Genomic DNA, 15,486 nt, shown 5'->3' with positions numbered 1-15,486 from the left:
CAGCAGTCATTGACAGCAGAAAGCGGTGAATTCATGGAAGTCATCAAAATCTCTCCCCGGGGTTATTGCTATGGCGTCGTCGATGCTATGGTGATGGCACGGCAAGCTGCGCAGAATCTGGATTTGCCCCGGCCGATTTATATACTGGGCATGATTGTGCACAACAGCCATGTCACGAACTCCTTCGAGGATGACGGAATCATTACGTTGGACGGGCATAACCGTCTGGATATTCTAGATAAAGTAGATAAGGGAACAGTCATCTTCACAGCGCACGGCGTATCGCCCGAGGTCCGTAAGATGGCACGCGCCAAAGGGTTGACTACGGTAGATGCCACATGCCCGGATGTGACCAAGACGCATGACCTCATCAAGGAAAAGGTAGAAGAGGGCTGTGAGATTATTTATATCGGCAAGAAAGGCCATCCGGAGCCTGAAGGTGCGGTGGGAATTGCGCCGGAGCATGTCCATCTGATCGAGAAGGAAGAGGAAATTGCCGGCCTATCTATCCCTTCCTCACGTATTGTCATTACCAACCAGACCACAATGAGCCAGTGGGATATTAAGCATATTATGCGTAAGCTACTGGAGACTTTCCCCGGCGCTGAGGTTCATAATGAGATCTGCATGGCTACGCAGGTGCGGCAGGAAGCTGTTGCTGAGCAGGCGGGCCAGTGTGAGCTGGTTATTGTGGTGGGTGATCCTCGGAGCAATAACTCAAACCGCTTGGCGCAGGTATCAGAGGAGATTGCCGGCGTCCCGGCTCACCGGATTGCTGACGTCTCCGAGCTGAATACGGAGTGGCTGAAGGGAATCACCAAGGTAGGTGTGACTTCCGGCGCTTCTACGCCGACACCGATCACCAAGGAAGTTATTAATTATCTGGAGCAGTATGATGAAGCGAAGCCGGAGACCTGGGAGATCAAGCGCACGGTCAATATGGCGAAGCTTCTGCCTCCGGTGAAGAATAAGACAGCAAGCACCAGCTGACAGCTCTGAATCACGATGAACTCATAGCGATTAACCGGCAGTACGGCCTGAAAGGGCTGTGCTGCTTTTTTTGAAAGATAAGAATGTATATGCTTCTCGCTAAAATTATCCTTATCTTTCTCGCCGAAACGGTACCGTCCTTTAAAAGGACCGCAATGCCGTTTCCACTTGTTTTGCCACATAGAGTTCACACGGAACGGGGGAATAATGGTTGACTGAAAGGGGAATATGCGATAAAATAACTTTAGTGCTTAAAAGCGTACACGCGTCGTAGCGAGATAGTGAATTGGGGAATTAGGGAATCATCAGCAGTGTGCCGGTCTATCCAACAACACTAATACGGGTTCAAAAGGGGAGCTATCATATGATCGTTATTACATCAAACCAAACACCTCAGGAACAGGTGAATGAGATTATTGCCGTGATTGAGAAGGAAGGCTTGCAGGTCCACCTCTCTGTAGGGGCTGACCATACCGTAATCGGACTGGTCGGGGGCGTCACTCCGAAGCTTGCCGAGCATCTGCGCCAGATGAAGGGCGTAGAGAATGTAGTTAAGATTACCAAATCCTATAAGCTGGCAAGCCGCGACTTCCATCCGGAGGATACGGTTATCGATATCCGCGGAGTGAAGATCGGCGGAGAGAACATGGTTATTATGGGCGGTCCGTGTGCCGTGGAATCTCCGGAGCAGATCGATGAGATCGCCCGGCTGGTGAAGGCTTCAGGCGGACAAGTGCTGCGCGGAGGTGCCTTCAAGCCGCGTACCGGACCTTACAGCTTCCAGGGGGTTGGCGTGGAAGGGCTGACGATGATGGCGGAAGCCGGCAAACGTCACGGCCTGCTGACCATTACTGAGGTCATGACGCCGGAATACGTAGATATCTGTGCCGAGCACGCGGATATTCTGCAGGTGGGTACGCGCAACATGCAGAACTTTGACCTGCTGCGCAAGCTGGGGACCTGCGGCCGTCCTGTGCTGCTGAAGCGCGGGTTCAGTGCGACCTATGATGAGCTGCTGAATGCAGCGGAATACATTCTCGCCGGGGGCAACCGGGATGTCATGCTGTGCGAGCGCGGCATCCGTACCTTCGAGACCTACACGCGCAACACGTTGGATCTGTCGGCCATTCCTGTGCTGCAGAACCTCAGCCATCTGCCAGTAATTTCTGACCCGAGCCACGGTACCGGACGCCGTGAACTGGTAGCCCCTATGGCCAAGGCCTCTGTTGCTGCCGGCGCCAACGGTCTGATTATCGAGATGCATACCGACCCTGATAACTCCATGACCGGTGATGGCGTGCAGTCTCTGTTCCCTGAGCAATTCGACAGCCTGCTGCGGGATTTGGAGAAGCTGGCACCGCTGGTGGGCCGCAAGTTCTCTCCGTCTCTGGAGGCTTCGCCTGTAGTATGATTTTCAACGTATAAATGACTATTGAACAGCTCTCTTCTCCCGCTTCAGGCTGGAGGATGAGGGCTGTTTTTGCTGCATAGGGGACAAAGGTGACATGGAATCCGGATGAAATTGGTATTTTCACCAAAGCGTCAGAATATCTTACATTGTCGCAAGAAATACCTGACATAAGCATTGACGATGTTAGGTATGCGATTTATAATGACGACAGCAAAAAAATAAAAACAAGAACATTTGATACGATGAGCGGCCTAATGTTCGGAATCTGGGGAGGAATTAAGCATGTCGGTTGAAAAAGTATTGCAGACGATCAAGGAAAACAATATCGAGTGGGTGGATTTCCGGTTTGTAGATTTGGGTGGACGTGCTCACCACATCTCTTTGCCAGCATCCGCAGTTGAAGAAGAAACCTTTGTAAATGGAGTAGCATTCGATGGTTCTTCCATTACCGGCTTCCGGGGGATTGAAGAGTCGGATATGGTAATGATGCCTGATCCAAGCACCACTTACATTGACCCGTTCACTGCTCATCCTACGCTGAACATTATGTGCGACATCTTCACACCTGATGGCGAACGTTATGAGCGCGACCCGCGCGGTATCGCAGTGAAGGCTGAAGAATTCCTGCAGTCCAGCGGTGTAGGTACAGCAGCATTCTTCGCACCTGAATCCGAATTCTTCATCTTCGACGATGTACGTTACGAGAGCGGAATGAATACTTCCTCCTTCTACGTGGATTCCGAGGAAGCAGCATGGAACACTGGCCGCAAGGAAGAAGGCGGCAACATGGCCTTCAAGGTTGGCGTGAAGGGCGGATACGTGCCTGTAGCTCCAGTGGATTCCCAGCAGGATATCCGCAGTGAAATGTGCCGTTTGCTTGGTGAAGCCGGCCTCGAAATCGAGCGTCATCACCATGAAGTAGCAACAGCAGGCCAAGCGGAAATCAACTTCCGTTTCGACACCCTGAAGAAAACAGCTGATAATCTCCTCACTTACAAATACATTGTGCAGAACACTGCACGTCAATACGGCAAGGTAGCCACCTTCATGCCAAAACCGCTGTTCGGTGATAACGGTAGCGGAATGCACGTTCACCAATCGATTTTCAACGGCGATGCTCCATTGTTCTACGAAAAAGGCGCATATGCCAACCTGAGTGAAATGGCGCTGCACTACATCGGCGGTATCCTGTATCATGCTCCTGCATTGATCGCGCTGACGAATCCAAGCACCAACTCGTTCAAACGTCTGGTTCCTGGCTATGAAGCACCAGTCAACCTGGTCTACTCCAAGGGTAACCGTTCCGCTGCTGTCCGTATCCCGGTTGCTGCTGTGACACCTAAGGGCTGTCGCATCGAATTCCGTACACCGGACTCCACTGCTAACCCTTACCTGGCCTTCTCCGCTATGCTGATGGCTGGTCTGGACGGAATTAAGAAGAAGATCAACCCTGAAGAAATGGGTTATGGTCCGCTGGACAAGAACATCTACGAATTGTCTGATGCAGACAAAGAGAAGATCCGCAGCGTTCCAGGTTCCCTGGACGAAGCACTGGATGCACTGGAGGCTGACTTCGAATTCCTGACTGAGGGCGGCGTATTCACCAAGGACTTCATCGATAACTATATCGCCCTGAAGCGTTCCGAAGCTCAAGCTGTTGCTATCCGCGTTCATCCGCATGAATACTCCCTGTACTTCGACGTATAAGATAAGCTAGTCTAATGTGAATATAGTAGGTTAGAAGGGCCCCTGGAATCATTGATTCTGGGGGCTTTTTGCGTGTGGCAATTTCGTGCTGGAGGGTGAGGTGAAAAGTGAAAAGTGAATAGTGAAAAGTGAAAAGTGAAAAGTGAAAAGTGAAAAGTGAAAAGTGAAAAGTGAAAGGTGGAAGGTGAAAGGAGAAAGGAGAAAGGTGAAAGGGATAAATCCCTCTAATTTAGGTGGGAGTTGGCTAGAAGTTGAGAAAAAAGGGATAAATCCCTTTGATTTAGCTGAAAGTTGGCAAATGGGTGAAATGAAAGGGATAAATCCCTCAGATTCAGCGAAAAGTTGGTTGGAAGCTAAAATAAAAGGGATAATTCCCTCTGTTGGTGCTGCTACTGATTAAACTGATTGGGAGTAATGATGAAGAGCATTAGTGCACCTGAATTCGGCGAATGGTGGGAAAATGGGCTAAATGAAGAGCATTAGTGCACCTGAATTCGGCGAATGGTGGGAAAACGAGCTAAATGAAGAGCACAAGTGCACCTGAATCTGGAAAAAGTGGGCAAACGAGCTAAATGAAGAGCACAAGTGCACCTGAATTCGGCAATATTGGGCAAATGAGCTGAATGTGGGGCATTGGTGCACCTGAATTCAGTGAATATTTGCTAGTTGAGTAAAGGTGGAAGCTCATTTGCACTTGTTACAAATAGCTTTATATTGTGTTTTCGTAAAGTTTCGTTACTTAAATAGTATTATTGTAATTAAGTAACATATTTATAAGGCGATTTGAGCTTTGGAGTATTAGATTTACACATCATACTCTGCTTAAAGGTCATAAAAAAACGCTTTACAAAGGGAAATGACGGTGTGATAATGAAATCGAAACCGATTTCGGAAAACGGTTTCGGATTTTGCGATTATGCAGTTATGCAGTTATGCAGTTATGCGATTATGTAGCCTTACACAAACAAGAAGAGATCTGCTGTCAGGGAACAGGGAGGATGAATGTATTGAAGGATCAATCAAAGGTGTCAAGAACAGGCTGGAGCTTTACCGGGAATAACGGGGATTTTCGGCTGGAACAGCCGGACCGTAGCAGCTTTTTATATTTTCCGCTAGTTAATGAAGGGGGCATGATGTCTTCGGTCAGTCCTAAGCTGCATGGTCAGGCCACCTCGGGCCATAATACCTTTCTGACACCGCCGATCTCGGTGGAGGATCTGCATAATTCCCGCGCCTCGCGCAATTTCTGGGTATACATTGAAGGCAAAGGCGCCTGGTCGGCTGCGGGCAATTCTGCACGGCAGAATGCGTCATTCTATAGCGAAGCGGCAGATGAATCCTTGCTGGAGGCAGGACTTCTGTGGCATCGGGTGACGCGGGAGAGTAAGGAGCTGGGGCTGAGAGCGGAGATCACAAGCTTCGTACCCTGCGGCAGCGACAAGGTTGAGCTGATGAAGGTGGTACTTACGAACAGCGGTACAGAGGTGCTTACGCTGACACCTACTGCAGCTATTCCGCTATATGCGCGCTCTGCGGACGATCTGCGCGATCACCGGCATGTGACTTCGCTGCTGAACCGGATTTATACTTCGGCTTATGGCGTAGAGGTGCAGCCTGCCCTGTCCTTCGACGAACGCGGCCATCGGGTGAATCATACTTCGTACGGGGTATTCGGGGCTGGAGAGGGTGGAGCGCTGCCAACCGGATTATTCCCTGTCCAGGAGGAATTCATCGGCGAGGGCGGAAGTCTGGATTGGCCGGAAGCGGTCGTGAACAATCTGGCGCCGCCGATTGGCGAAGACGGAGGAGTGCCTTGGGAAGGTTATGAGGCGCTGGGGGGACTGCGGTTCGCCGCGATTACTCTGGAGCCGGGTCAGAGCCATTCTTATGTCGTAGTCATGGCGATTGACAATGATAGAATTGATGTGCAGGCGCTGATGGCCAAATATGGCTCGGCTGCGGCTTTTGACGCATTGCTTGAAGAGAATAAGCGCTTCTGGGCGGATAAAGTCAATACGGTAGAATTCCATACCGGAGATCATGCTGCTGACGAATGGATGAAATGGGTGACGCTGCAGCCGGTGCTGCGCAGACTATACGGCAACTCGTTCCTGCCTTACCACGATTATGGCAGAGGGGGACGCGGCTGGCGCGATCTCTGGCAGGATTGCCTGGCTCTATTGATCATGGAACCTGCGGATGTGCGCAGCCTGCTGCTGAACAACTATGCCGGAGTTCGAATTGACGGCAGCAATGCGACGATCATCGGGCAGCAGCCGGGCGAATTCATTGCCGACCGTAACAATATTCCACGGGTCTGGATGGATCATGGCGCGTGGCCGTTCCTGACTACCATGCTATACCTGGATCAGAGCGGGGATCTGGACTTCCTGCTGCAGGAGCAGACCTACTTCCGTGATACCTTCATGAACCGCTGTAAAGACCGCGATGCCTCCTGGGAGCCGGGGGCAGGAAGCAGTCTGCGGACAACTGCGGGCGAAGAATATACAGGTACTATTCTGGAGCATATCCTGCTGCAGAATCTGGTTCCTTTCTTCAATGTGGGTGAGCATAACAATATCCTGCTGGAAGGAGCAGACTGGAACGATGGCCTCGATATGGCTGCACAGCGGGGCGAAAGTGTTACTTTCACAGCCTTCTATGCCAGCAACCTGCTGGATCTGTCCAAGCTGCTGATTACCCTGAAAGAACGGACGGGCGGAGATACGCTGGAGCTGGCCGAAGAGATGGTGCTGCTGCTTGACTCGCTCGGCCAAGCTGTCGATTATGAATCGGTGACGGCCAAGCATGAGCTGCTCAGCCGCTTCTATGCTGCTGCGCCGAATAAGGTGAGCGGAGTAAGAGCTGTGCTGAAGCTTGAAGAGGTTGCAGCAGATCTCGCCCGTAAGGCGGAATGGATCTTCGATCACCTGCGCCGCAATGAATGGGTAGAGAGCGGATATGGCGACGGCTGGTTCAACGGTTATTATAATAATGACGGTGAACGTGTAGAAGGGGAATGGGCTGATAGCACACGGATGACGCTTACTGGACAGGTCTTCCCGCTCCTCGGCCACGCGGCTGCTCCAGAGCAGATTCCAGCAATCATCTCTGCGGTAGAGCGCAATCTGTACGATGAGAAAATCGGCTACCGTCTGAACAGCAACTTCGGCGGCATTCAGCAGAATCTGGGCCGGGCGTTCGGCTTCGCCTTCGGACACAAGGAGAACGGAGCGATGTTCAGCCACATGACCGTTATGTACGGCAATGCGCTATATAAGCGCGGATACGTCAAAGAAGGCCGTAAGGTGCTGAATTCGCTGTATAACCTGAGTGCGAACTTCGAGGTCAGCCGGATGTATCCCGGAATTCCGGAATATATCAACGAGCAGGGCAGAGGAATGTACACGTATCTGACAGGCTCGGCAAGCTGGCTGCTCCTGACGATGGTGACTGAAGTATTTGGCGTCAAAGGCAAGCTCGGTGACCTGTTGCTGCAGCCGAAGCTGGTGAAAGAACAGTTTGACGGCAATAAGAGCGCCTCGATCAAAACTATCTTTGCCGGACGTGAGCTGAAAGTCGTCTATACGGCTTCTGGAAGCACGGAGTACGGAGAGTATCAAATACACGCAGTCCGCTTGAACGGGGCTGAGGTAACGCTTCAGCGCGGCTCAGAGGGCGCTGTGATTCCACGCAGCCTGCTGACAGAACTGGCTGAAGGAGAAATTCATCTGCTGGAGGTAGAACTGGCCTAAGCCGGAGCTGCTGAAATCTATCGCCTGCTCTGACGGTCCGCGCAGAGCAGGCTTTTCAATATCCAAATATACCGTATAGAATGGACCTGGAAATGCTATGATAGGATGTGCTGTGTCCAACCAGGACAGAAAGGAAAGAGATCAATGACACGTATACTATCCAACGGAGTACTGACAGTAGAGATCGCTGATGTGGGAGCTTACGGGGGGACCCGTTTTGACTGGACGGGATTTATTACAGGAGTGAAGCTGGAGCAGGGCGGACATACCTTTTGCGTTCCGGAAAGTCTGGTGCCCGGGCAGGGTACGGGAGGCATAGGCCTCTGCAATGAATTTGGCATTTCCCGGGCAATTGGCTATGAGGATGCTGCTGCAGGGGAATGGTTCCCCAAATTCGGTATCGGACTACTGCAGAAGCAGAGCGATGAGCCCTATTCATTCATTGGAGAGTATCCGCTTAAGCCATTCCCGATTAGTGAGGAGTGGAGCGGACAATCGGTTACATACACTGTGCAGCCGCTGGAATGCCGGGGCTACAGTATGCGGTTGGTCAAGACGCTGAAGCTGGAAGGGAACCGGCTGGACATTTCCTACAGGGTAGAGAATACAGGGACTGAAGTGCTGCGGATTGAAGAGTATATTCATAATTTTGTCGGTATTGATGGGGCACCCGTAGGGACGGATTATGAGCTTAGGCTGCCGGGAACGCCGAAGATCGTGGACGCGGAATCGGCGTATACGGAGAATTTGCTCAGCATAGACGGGAATAGCCTGACTTGGGCCGGGGAAACGAACCGCCAATTCTATTGCAGACTCGAAGGCTGGGAGCAGGCGGAGGCAGGTTATTACTGGGAGCTGATCCATAAGCCTACTGGTGCCTGCATCAGAGAGAGCGGAGATTTCGCTGCTGAGCGGATTGCGCTGTGGGGAGACAAGCATGTAATTTCACCTGAGGTTTTTGCTGACATCACTATTTTACCGCGTCACAGCAAGGTGTGGAGCCGCTGCTACCTGTTTTCGGTCTCCTGAATGCGGTCTAGCTTACCTCATATGTGAATAATTATACTTGCTGGTGTTTATCGTTATCTGCTATCATAGCGATATCCATATTCATAGGAGAGAAAGGGTGGGAGTTATTTTGAGCAAGAGAGCATACAATTTTAATGCCGGTCCGGCAGCATTGCCGCTGGCAGTATTGGAACGTGCACAGGCGGAGTTCGTTGAATTCCGGGAGAGCGGAATGTCCATTATGGAGATGTCGCACCGTGGGGCGATATACGAATCCGTGCATAATGAAGCTCAGGAACGCCTGCTTTCGCTCCTCGGCAATCCGCAGGGCTACAAGGTATTGTTCATCCAGGGCGGAGCAAGCACACAGTTCGCCATGGTTCCGCTGAACCTTATCGCTGAAGGCCAGGTTGGCAGCTATGTCATGACAGGAAGCTGGGCGGACAAAGCCCTGAAGGAAGCCAAGCTGACAGGCGGCGGGCATGTAGCCGCATCCTCGGCAGACAAGAAATTCCTGGCTATTCCCGAGCTAAGCAGCATCAAGGCTGCGGACAATGCGGCTTACCTGCACATCACCTCGAATGAGACGATTGAAGGCACGCAGTATGCACAATATCCTGATGCCGGTAACATTCCGCTGGTTGCTGATATGTCCAGTGATATTCTGAGCCGCGACTTCGATGTGAACCAATTCGGCCTGATCTATGCCGGTGCACAGAAGAATCTCGGACCGTCGGGCGTCACCGTAGTGATAGCCAAGGAAGAGCTGATTTCCAGTTCTCCGGCGAATATTCCAACGATTCTGCGGTATGATACTCATTACAAGAACAACTCTCTCTACAATACGCCGCCATCCTTCTCTGTATATATGGTTAACGAAGTGTTAAAATGGATTGAGGAACAGGGCGGGCTTGCCGGCACTGAAGCCAAGAACCGTGACAAAGCAGGTCTCCTGTATGATTATATCGACGGCAGCGGCGGCTTTTACCGCGGAGTTGCGGAAGAAGGCAGCCGTTCCATCATGAATGTAACGTTCCGGATGCAATCGGAGGAGCTGGAGAAGCAGTTCATCAAAGCTTCCGAAGCGGAAGGCTTTGTCGGCCTCAAGGGACACCGCAGCGTAGGCGGCTTACGGGCTTCGATCTACAACGCCGTCCCACATGAGAGCGTGAAGGCGCTGGCTGATTTCATGAAGCATTTCCAGCAAACCCAAGGGTAATCTAAGAACGTTCCTGACCTTCCGCCTGGCAGCGGAAGGTTTATATGTTTTGGGGTCCCCGCAAAGTACCTGAGTCATCACCCTACGCTAAAGCCCCACTTTGTGGGGTTATTTTGCCCATAGCCAGAATCACCTGAGCCCGGCCTGTACCTGCAAGCAGCAAGAATACATCACAGGGACAAGGAAGGCGCTGCGGGTACATACTCCGCCGCAGTCCTTAAGACCCTACAGAGAGGAAGCATTCGACTTATGGCATTACACATTGTGCTGGTGGAACCGGAAATTCCGGCGAATACCGGCAATATCGCCCGTACTTGTGCGGCGACAGGTACTCATCTCCACCTCGTACACCCGCTGGGTTTCCGCACAGATGATGCTACGCTGAAGCGTGCCGGACTCGATTATTGGCATGCGGTGAATATTGAATATCATAATTCCTTCAGTGAAGTATTGGAGAAGTATCAGGAAGGGCGGTTCTTCTACGCGACCACCAAGGCCAAGAAGCGCTATAGTGATTTCGCCTTCCGGGATGGAGATTTCTTCGTGTTCGGGAAAGAAACCAAGGGCTTGCCGGCTGAGATCCTAGAGGCTGGTCAGGAAACGGCGATGCGGATGCCGATGAGTGAGGCGGTCAGATCGCTTAATTTGTCCAATTCAGCAGCAATTGTGGTCTATGAAGCGCTCCGGCAACTGGATTTCCCACAACTTTTCTAAAAGTTGACATCATTTTTTATTTTTTTCAGCAGGATTCGACATTTTAGTAACGAAATAGTTGATTAGTGCCGAAGAAAGTAATAGGGTACGTGAACTTGGAAGTCAGAAATGGAATGGCACTACTAATCATAAGTTGAACAGGAGAGTGTAAGTTAGATATGAAACCTGCTGGCGTTGTACGTAAAGTAGATCAGCTGGGTAGAATTGTTCTGCCTAAGTCTCTGCGTAAAAGGTATCAAATGAATGAAGGTGATCCTGTAGAAATTCTCGTTCAGGGCGACCATATTATTCTGGAGCGTTACCGTCCGAAGTGTGTCTTCTGCGGATCTATGGAAGGCGTAAGCGAATATAAAGACCGTTACATTTGTTCAAGCTGCCTTACTGAGATGACCCAACTGCCAAAACACGCGTAAGCGTAGAGCGCATCAATTATCTACATAGGGTAAAACGCTTACGCGGCGTCTTATAACATGGATGCTGGTTGGACTCGGCTTCAGTGAATAGTGAAGAACACAAAAAGAGCGCCGCACATCAGTGCGGTGCTCCTTTTTGTGGTATACGTCCGGCAGATTGTTTGCGGAGGGCGGGTTACAGCCCCTTAGTCTTGTCGTCGTTGTAGGAAGAAGTAAGAATACCGGCCAGAAACATTACGAATACCAGGGTCACGATCCAAAAAGTCAGGGAGAACGACATACAGGCACCTCCATTATTGACGATCTTCGTTACCCTGAGTATACCCTTTTAACCTGTAAAAATAAATGAAAATGTGATATTTAGCATTGACGGTTATACTTGGGGTTACTTGAAGAACAGGAAGTTGGTCGGGACGCGGCGCAGATTGCCGTCTGAAGGCTTGTTGATGACCTTGCCGCGAAAAATCATGGACGATGAGCCGCCGCCATCCAGGTTATAAGCATCGATGACGCCGAGATTGTACAGCTTATCCTGCAGCTCAGCCAGCGTAGCTCCCGAGTTGCCGTTCTCGTTATATCCGTCAGCGACCAGAATCAGCAGCTGATTGTCCTTATAGTTGCCGATGACGGTGCGCGGTGCCCGCTTCGGGGCCAGCTGCCACTTCAGTGGAATGGCGGTCTTGCTCTGATTCTTCAGAAGCACGGGGACGAAGGTTGCCCCGAATACCGGCTCCAACTGATCGAGCTGGTCACGGCTGGTGAACTTGCCGCCGATCAGCTGGCCGGACTTGTTCAGGCCGACGAAGCTGAGATCCTTGTAGCTGGGCTCGAACCCGTACAGATATTGTCCGCCTACGATGGTAGTCGAGAGCGGATAACGCTTGCCGTTCTGATCAGCGAACCCGCCGGCGTTAATACCGGCCGAGGCGCCGTAACGGTTCACGGCCTGCATGGTGGTCTCCGAAGCGCCTGTGCCGTCACCGGCCAGGCTCATCTTCATGGCTGAGGAATCCTTCAGCTTAATCTTCATTGCGTACGCTGTATAGTTGCCGGGGTTCAGCCGGTATAATTCGATGGTAATCCGGTCGCTGCTGATCACATCGGCGGGAATGCCGAGCCGGGAACTAATCCGGCTGTTGTAGATCCGCTCGGGACGGGAGGTCTGGGCTGCTGCTGTGCTGACCAATGCGTTCATAGCATTGGTGGTCTGCTTGTAGAGCTGTGCGCTGGTGCCGATAGAGTCTATGGTGTAAGCGGCATAGCTCTTGGCCACAGCCAGGTCCTGCTTCAATTGGGCGGTTTCATTCACGGGTCCGGGGTCAGCTGCGAAGGGGGCGGTATTCAGTTTAAGCTCAAGCGGGGGCTGGTACAGCCACAGACAGAGCAGCAGTCCGAACAATGGAGCAGTCAGGAGCATGAAGAACCGGTTCACTCTTTTGACAGGAGTCATCATTTCAGCAGATCCATCTCTTTCTTGAGCGTATCAAGCTGTTTCTTGACCTCGCTTAATTGCGTGTACAGCTTGTTGCTGTTGTCCGTCTTGTTGCTGGCATTATCCTTGGTGAAGGTCAGCAGCTCGTTGAATGTCTGCACGGTGCTCTGAAGCTCCTTCACTTGTTCTGACAGGACGGCAATCTTGGACTCGTAGTCGGTCTTCAAAACGGTAAGCTGCTGCTGGCTTTGAGATCCAAGCTCGCTCAGCACCTGGTCTTTCAGATGATTGGTGTAGCTGTATACGGCATATATGCCGAGCGCGATCATCAGAATCCAGAACAGTAGAAACCATTTGACGGACGAGCCGCTTCTCTCTGCACTCCGGCGAGAGTGTACCCGGGTCGATTCCGCTAGCGGTTGCATTTCATCACCTCAAGCCATATTTTTTCAAGTTCTCATTCTATCAGACTTTCAGGTTTTTCGCAAAAGTGAAAGAGCCGCGCAGAAACGACAAAAAGTAATTGCATCCTGTTAAACTACTGCGATACAATTTCTATAGATTGGAATATCTGATGGACGTATTCAAGGTAAAAGAAGGAAGAATAGACTTAGGACAGCATAGATCCTTGTTTGCGTGTTGACAGGAAACGCTTACAGCGCTTTCCATTCTGGAAAATTATATAGATAGCAGGAGGTCTGGGCATTAATGACGAAGGTCTGGCAGGTGGTCATCGTGGGATGTCATCCCACAAGTATGCTGGGAACAAAATTAATACTGGAAGATGAGGAGGGACTGACGGTAGACGGAATGTACGCTACCTGGGAGGAATGTCTCGCGGGCATGGAGGAATCCCGGCCTGATCTGGTACTGAGTGATTATCAGATGCATGATGGAACCGTAGAGGAGGTGCTGCCGGAAATGAAAAAAAGCTCACCGTGCTCCCACATTATTATCATGACGGAGGAGAACGATAAGGAAATATTCCTGCCCCTGATTGAACTGGGAGCGAGCGGGGTATTGTCGAAGGGAGCCACTCCGGGTCAGCTTCTGCAGATGATCCGCGGCATCCGCGAAGGGTTCCTCTCCATTCCGCTGGAGTGGATCGAAAAGGGCTTCCGTCCGGTAGCCTCCTCCAGAGGGCTGGAAGGTGTCTTGCAGCTGACACAGACTGAGATGTTCATCATGGAACGCATTGTGCAAGGAATTACATACGACAAAATCGCACTTGAAATTGAAGTCAGCCGCCGTTCAATCGATAACTACCTGCGCAAGATTTATGTGAAGCTGGAAGTATCGACAAGAGCGCAGGCGATTGAGAAGTTCGCGCTTTTCTCAAGACAGAACAAGCAAATCTACGCATAATCCCTGTATTACGACATAATGGCGTCAGAACTGGAATATTCTTAAACCAGATAAAGGGGGGAAGCGTATGAAGTATGAGTTTTCTTCGCGCGCACATACATTGTTATCTTCACCGCTGCTGAGTATCCGTAAGGAGACACGCCGGGGCACGCTGATCTCACTGGCAGAGGAGCTCCCGGCAGAAGAATTATTTCCGCTGTCATTGCTGTCTGAGGCGGCATCTACTGTTATCTCCACAGATGCAAGTGCGCTGCAGTACGGGGAGCCTGAGGGGTATGGCCCGCTCCGCGAATGGCTGACTGGAGATTGGCTCCGCAGCAAAGGAGTGGCGGTAGCCGAAGGCGGAGTGCTGCTGACAACGGGCAGTCAGCAGGCCATCGATCTGTTGTCCAGGGTGTATATCGATCCCGGGGATCATGTGCTGGTTGAGAATCCGACGTCTCCCGGTATTCTGCAGGCGCTGCGGATGCAGGGAGCCGTCATTATTCCGGTCCAGGGGGATGGGGATGGCCTGCTGCCGGATCATCTGCGCCGAACGATCCGCAGCTATAGGCCCAAGATGCTGTTCGCTGCGCCAAGCTTCACCAATCCCAGCGGAGTGCTCTGGAGCCTTGCCCGGCGGCAAGAGATTCTGGAGCTGTGCATCTCACATAATGTGCTGATCGTAGAGGATGATTCCTACGGCGATCTGCACTTCCAGCGGAGTGAGGGCCATCCCTCCAAGAAATATCCTACTCTATACGCACTGGAGAATGTCAGCGAAGGCGGGCATGTGCTGTACATCGGCTCCTTCAGCAAGACTGTCGCGCCGGCGCTGCGGACGGGCTGGGCGGCAGGAAGCCGCGAGCTGATCGGCATGATGGCTGCCGCCAAGCAGATGGCGGACTGGCAGTCCAGCTCGCTGAACCAGCGGCTGCTGCATCATCTGCTCAGTGTATCGGCCTTTGATCTGCGGGAGCATATCACGCTGTTGAACCGCGAATACAATACCCGCCTGAAGCTGATGGCGGAGCTGCTGAAGCGTCCGGCCTGGAAGAACAGTGTCTACGACATGCCGGCCGGCGGCATGTTCCTCTGGGTATCGCTGCCCGAAGGGCTGGACGCGATGGCTTTGCTGCGTGCTTCGCTATCCAAGGGCGTAGCCTTCCTGCCTGGTCCGCTCTGTAGTGTAAGTGGCGGCTCAGACCGCATCCGGCTCAACTTCAGCCATCCCGGCCGGGATGAGCTGCTGCTAGGGATGAACCTGATGAGTGAAGCGGTGACTGAGTTTACGGCCCGCAGCTAGGAAACCATCAAGAGCATGAATGATAGGGTGTCTTGTAGGAAAAGTGACCGCTTGGCCTGAACTGTGACCCGATTTGAGGACGGTTTAAAAGAAACACCCTAGAGCTAGCTCGCTAGGAGATGACTCCTGAATTCGTCAGGAGTCATCTTTTTTAATGTCCATTGGTATCGCTCGGAGTTATAGTAGG

Annotated in this window: 15 protein-coding genes; 12 read left to right on the top strand and 3 right to left on the bottom strand. The window is 51.8% G+C overall.

Translation table 11 applies throughout. The features are described 5' to 3' along the window. The first annotated feature begins 33 nt into the window (after positions 1-33). From C162_RS22040 to C162_RS21995, 10 genes are all read left to right on the top strand, one after another. Positions 34-990, top strand: coding sequence for a 4-hydroxy-3-methylbut-2-enyl diphosphate reductase (locus C162_RS22040; protein ID WP_036697796.1), 957 nt, complete (start codon positions 34-36; stop codon positions 988-990). 364 nt (positions 991-1,354) lie between these two features. Further along, positions 1,355-2,401: a 3-deoxy-7-phosphoheptulonate synthase gene (aroF, locus tag C162_RS22035; RefSeq protein ID WP_036697765.1), complete on the top strand. Its 1,047-nt coding sequence runs from the start codon at positions 1,355-1,357 to the stop codon at positions 2,399-2,401. Positions 2,402-2,490: 89 nt separating this feature from the next. Continuing rightward, positions 2,491-2,694 (top strand): hypothetical protein, encoded by a 204-nt coding sequence (locus C162_RS22030; protein ID WP_036697762.1) that lies wholly within the window; start codon positions 2,491-2,493, stop codon positions 2,692-2,694. Beyond that, the gene (glnA, locus tag C162_RS22025) at positions 2,684-4,108 is read left to right on the top strand and encodes a type I glutamate--ammonia ligase (RefSeq protein ID WP_036697759.1); all 1,425 of its coding nucleotides are present in this window, start codon (positions 2,684-2,686) and stop codon (positions 4,106-4,108) included. The genes C162_RS22030 and glnA overlap by 11 nt, the downstream gene beginning before the upstream one ends. 205 nt (positions 4,109-4,313) lie before the next feature. Further along, positions 4,314-4,508: a hypothetical protein gene (locus C162_RS22020; protein WP_036697757.1), complete on the top strand. Its 195-nt coding sequence runs from the start codon at positions 4,314-4,316 to the stop codon at positions 4,506-4,508. Positions 4,509-5,115: 607 nt separating this feature from the next. Continuing rightward, positions 5,116-7,863 (top strand): GH36-type glycosyl hydrolase domain-containing protein, encoded by a 2,748-nt coding sequence (locus tag C162_RS22015; protein ID WP_036697756.1) that lies wholly within the window; start codon positions 5,116-5,118, stop codon positions 7,861-7,863. 144 nt (positions 7,864-8,007) lie between these two features. After that, positions 8,008-8,892 carry a hypothetical protein gene (locus tag C162_RS22010; protein WP_036697754.1) on the top strand — a complete coding sequence of 295 codons (885 nt, stop codon included), beginning with the start codon at positions 8,008-8,010 and terminating at the stop codon, positions 8,890-8,892. 106 nt (positions 8,893-8,998) lie between these two features. After that, on the top strand, positions 8,999-10,090 hold the full coding sequence (serC, locus tag C162_RS22005; RefSeq protein WP_036697795.1) for a 3-phosphoserine/phosphohydroxythreonine transaminase: 1,092 nt from the start codon (positions 8,999-9,001) through the stop codon (positions 10,088-10,090). 249 nt (positions 10,091-10,339) lie between these two features. Then, positions 10,340-10,804: a tRNA (uridine(34)/cytosine(34)/5-carboxymethylaminomethyluridine(34)-2'-O)-methyltransferase TrmL gene (trmL, locus tag C162_RS22000; protein ID WP_036697752.1), complete on the top strand. Its 465-nt coding sequence runs from the start codon at positions 10,340-10,342 to the stop codon at positions 10,802-10,804. Between the two features lie 158 nt (positions 10,805-10,962). After that, positions 10,963-11,217 carry an AbrB/MazE/SpoVT family DNA-binding domain-containing protein gene (locus tag C162_RS21995; protein ID WP_036697751.1) on the top strand — a complete coding sequence of 85 codons (255 nt, stop codon included), beginning with the start codon at positions 10,963-10,965 and terminating at the stop codon, positions 11,215-11,217. A gap of 385 nt (positions 11,218-11,602) precedes the next feature. Here C162_RS21995 and C162_RS21990 read toward each other — a convergent pair whose 3' ends face one another. Then, positions 11,603-12,670, bottom strand: a complete 1,068-nt coding sequence (locus C162_RS21990) for a phosphodiester glycosidase family protein (RefSeq protein WP_036697748.1) — start codon at positions 12,668-12,670, stop codon at positions 11,603-11,605. Continuing rightward, positions 12,667-13,074: a hypothetical protein gene (locus C162_RS21985; RefSeq protein ID WP_036697746.1), complete on the bottom strand. Its 408-nt coding sequence runs from the start codon at positions 13,072-13,074 to the stop codon at positions 12,667-12,669. Before C162_RS21985 ends, C162_RS21990 begins: the two co-directional genes overlap by 4 nt. A gap of 283 nt (positions 13,075-13,357) precedes the next feature. Here C162_RS21985 and C162_RS21980 point away from each other — a divergent pair, with 283 nt between their 5' ends. Together C162_RS21980 and C162_RS21975 are read left to right on the top strand one after the other, a co-directional pair. Beyond that, positions 13,358-14,014: a response regulator transcription factor gene (locus C162_RS21980; RefSeq protein WP_036697743.1), complete on the top strand. Its 657-nt coding sequence runs from the start codon at positions 13,358-13,360 to the stop codon at positions 14,012-14,014. A 67-nt stretch (positions 14,015-14,081) separates the two neighbouring features. Continuing rightward, positions 14,082-15,299, top strand: coding sequence for an aminotransferase-like domain-containing protein (locus C162_RS21975; RefSeq protein ID WP_036697740.1), 1,218 nt, complete (start codon positions 14,082-14,084; stop codon positions 15,297-15,299). Positions 15,300-15,403: 104 nt separating this feature from the next. Here the strand turns inward: C162_RS21975 and C162_RS37480 are convergent. Continuing rightward, on the bottom strand, positions 15,404-15,486 hold an 83-nt coding region (locus C162_RS37480; protein WP_156949684.1), incomplete at its 5' end, for an IS3 family transposase.

This window comes from Paenibacillus sp. FSL R7-269 (assembly GCF_000517865.1).
In the GTDB taxonomy this organism is placed as follows: Bacteria; Bacillota; Bacilli; order Paenibacillales; family Paenibacillaceae; genus Paenibacillus_AQ.
Note: the sequence above shows the minus strand (reverse complement) of the source record. Positions and strands in the feature narration are given on the sequence as shown.

Bases quoted from the DNA above. Each gene is read 5' to 3' on its own strand.
- C162_RS22040 (WP_036697796.1), top strand. From the start codon at position 34: ATGGAAGTCATCAAAATCTCTCCCCGGGGTTATTGCTATGGCGTCGTC.
- aroF (WP_036697765.1), top strand. From the start codon at position 1,355: ATGATCGTTATTACATCAAACCAAACACCTCAGGAACAGGTGAATGAG.
- glnA (WP_036697759.1), top strand. From the start codon at position 2,684: ATGTCGGTTGAAAAAGTATTGCAGACGATCAAGGAAAACAATATCGAG.
- C162_RS22010 (WP_036697754.1), top strand. From the start codon at position 8,008: ATGACACGTATACTATCCAACGGAGTACTGACAGTAGAGATCGCTGAT.
- trmL (WP_036697752.1), top strand. From the start codon at position 10,340: ATGGCATTACACATTGTGCTGGTGGAACCGGAAATTCCGGCGAATACC.
- C162_RS21995 (WP_036697751.1), top strand. From the start codon at position 10,963: ATGAAACCTGCTGGCGTTGTACGTAAAGTAGATCAGCTGGGTAGAATT.
- C162_RS21990 (WP_036697748.1), bottom strand. From the start codon at position 12,670: ATGATGACTCCTGTCAAAAGAGTGAACCGGTTCTTCATGCTCCTGACT.
- C162_RS21985 (WP_036697746.1), bottom strand. From the start codon at position 13,074: ATGCAACCGCTAGCGGAATCGACCCGGGTACACTCTCGCCGGAGTGCA.
- C162_RS21980 (WP_036697743.1), top strand. From the start codon at position 13,358: ATGACGAAGGTCTGGCAGGTGGTCATCGTGGGATGTCATCCCACAAGT.
- C162_RS21975 (WP_036697740.1), top strand. From the start codon at position 14,082: ATGAAGTATGAGTTTTCTTCGCGCGCACATACATTGTTATCTTCACCG.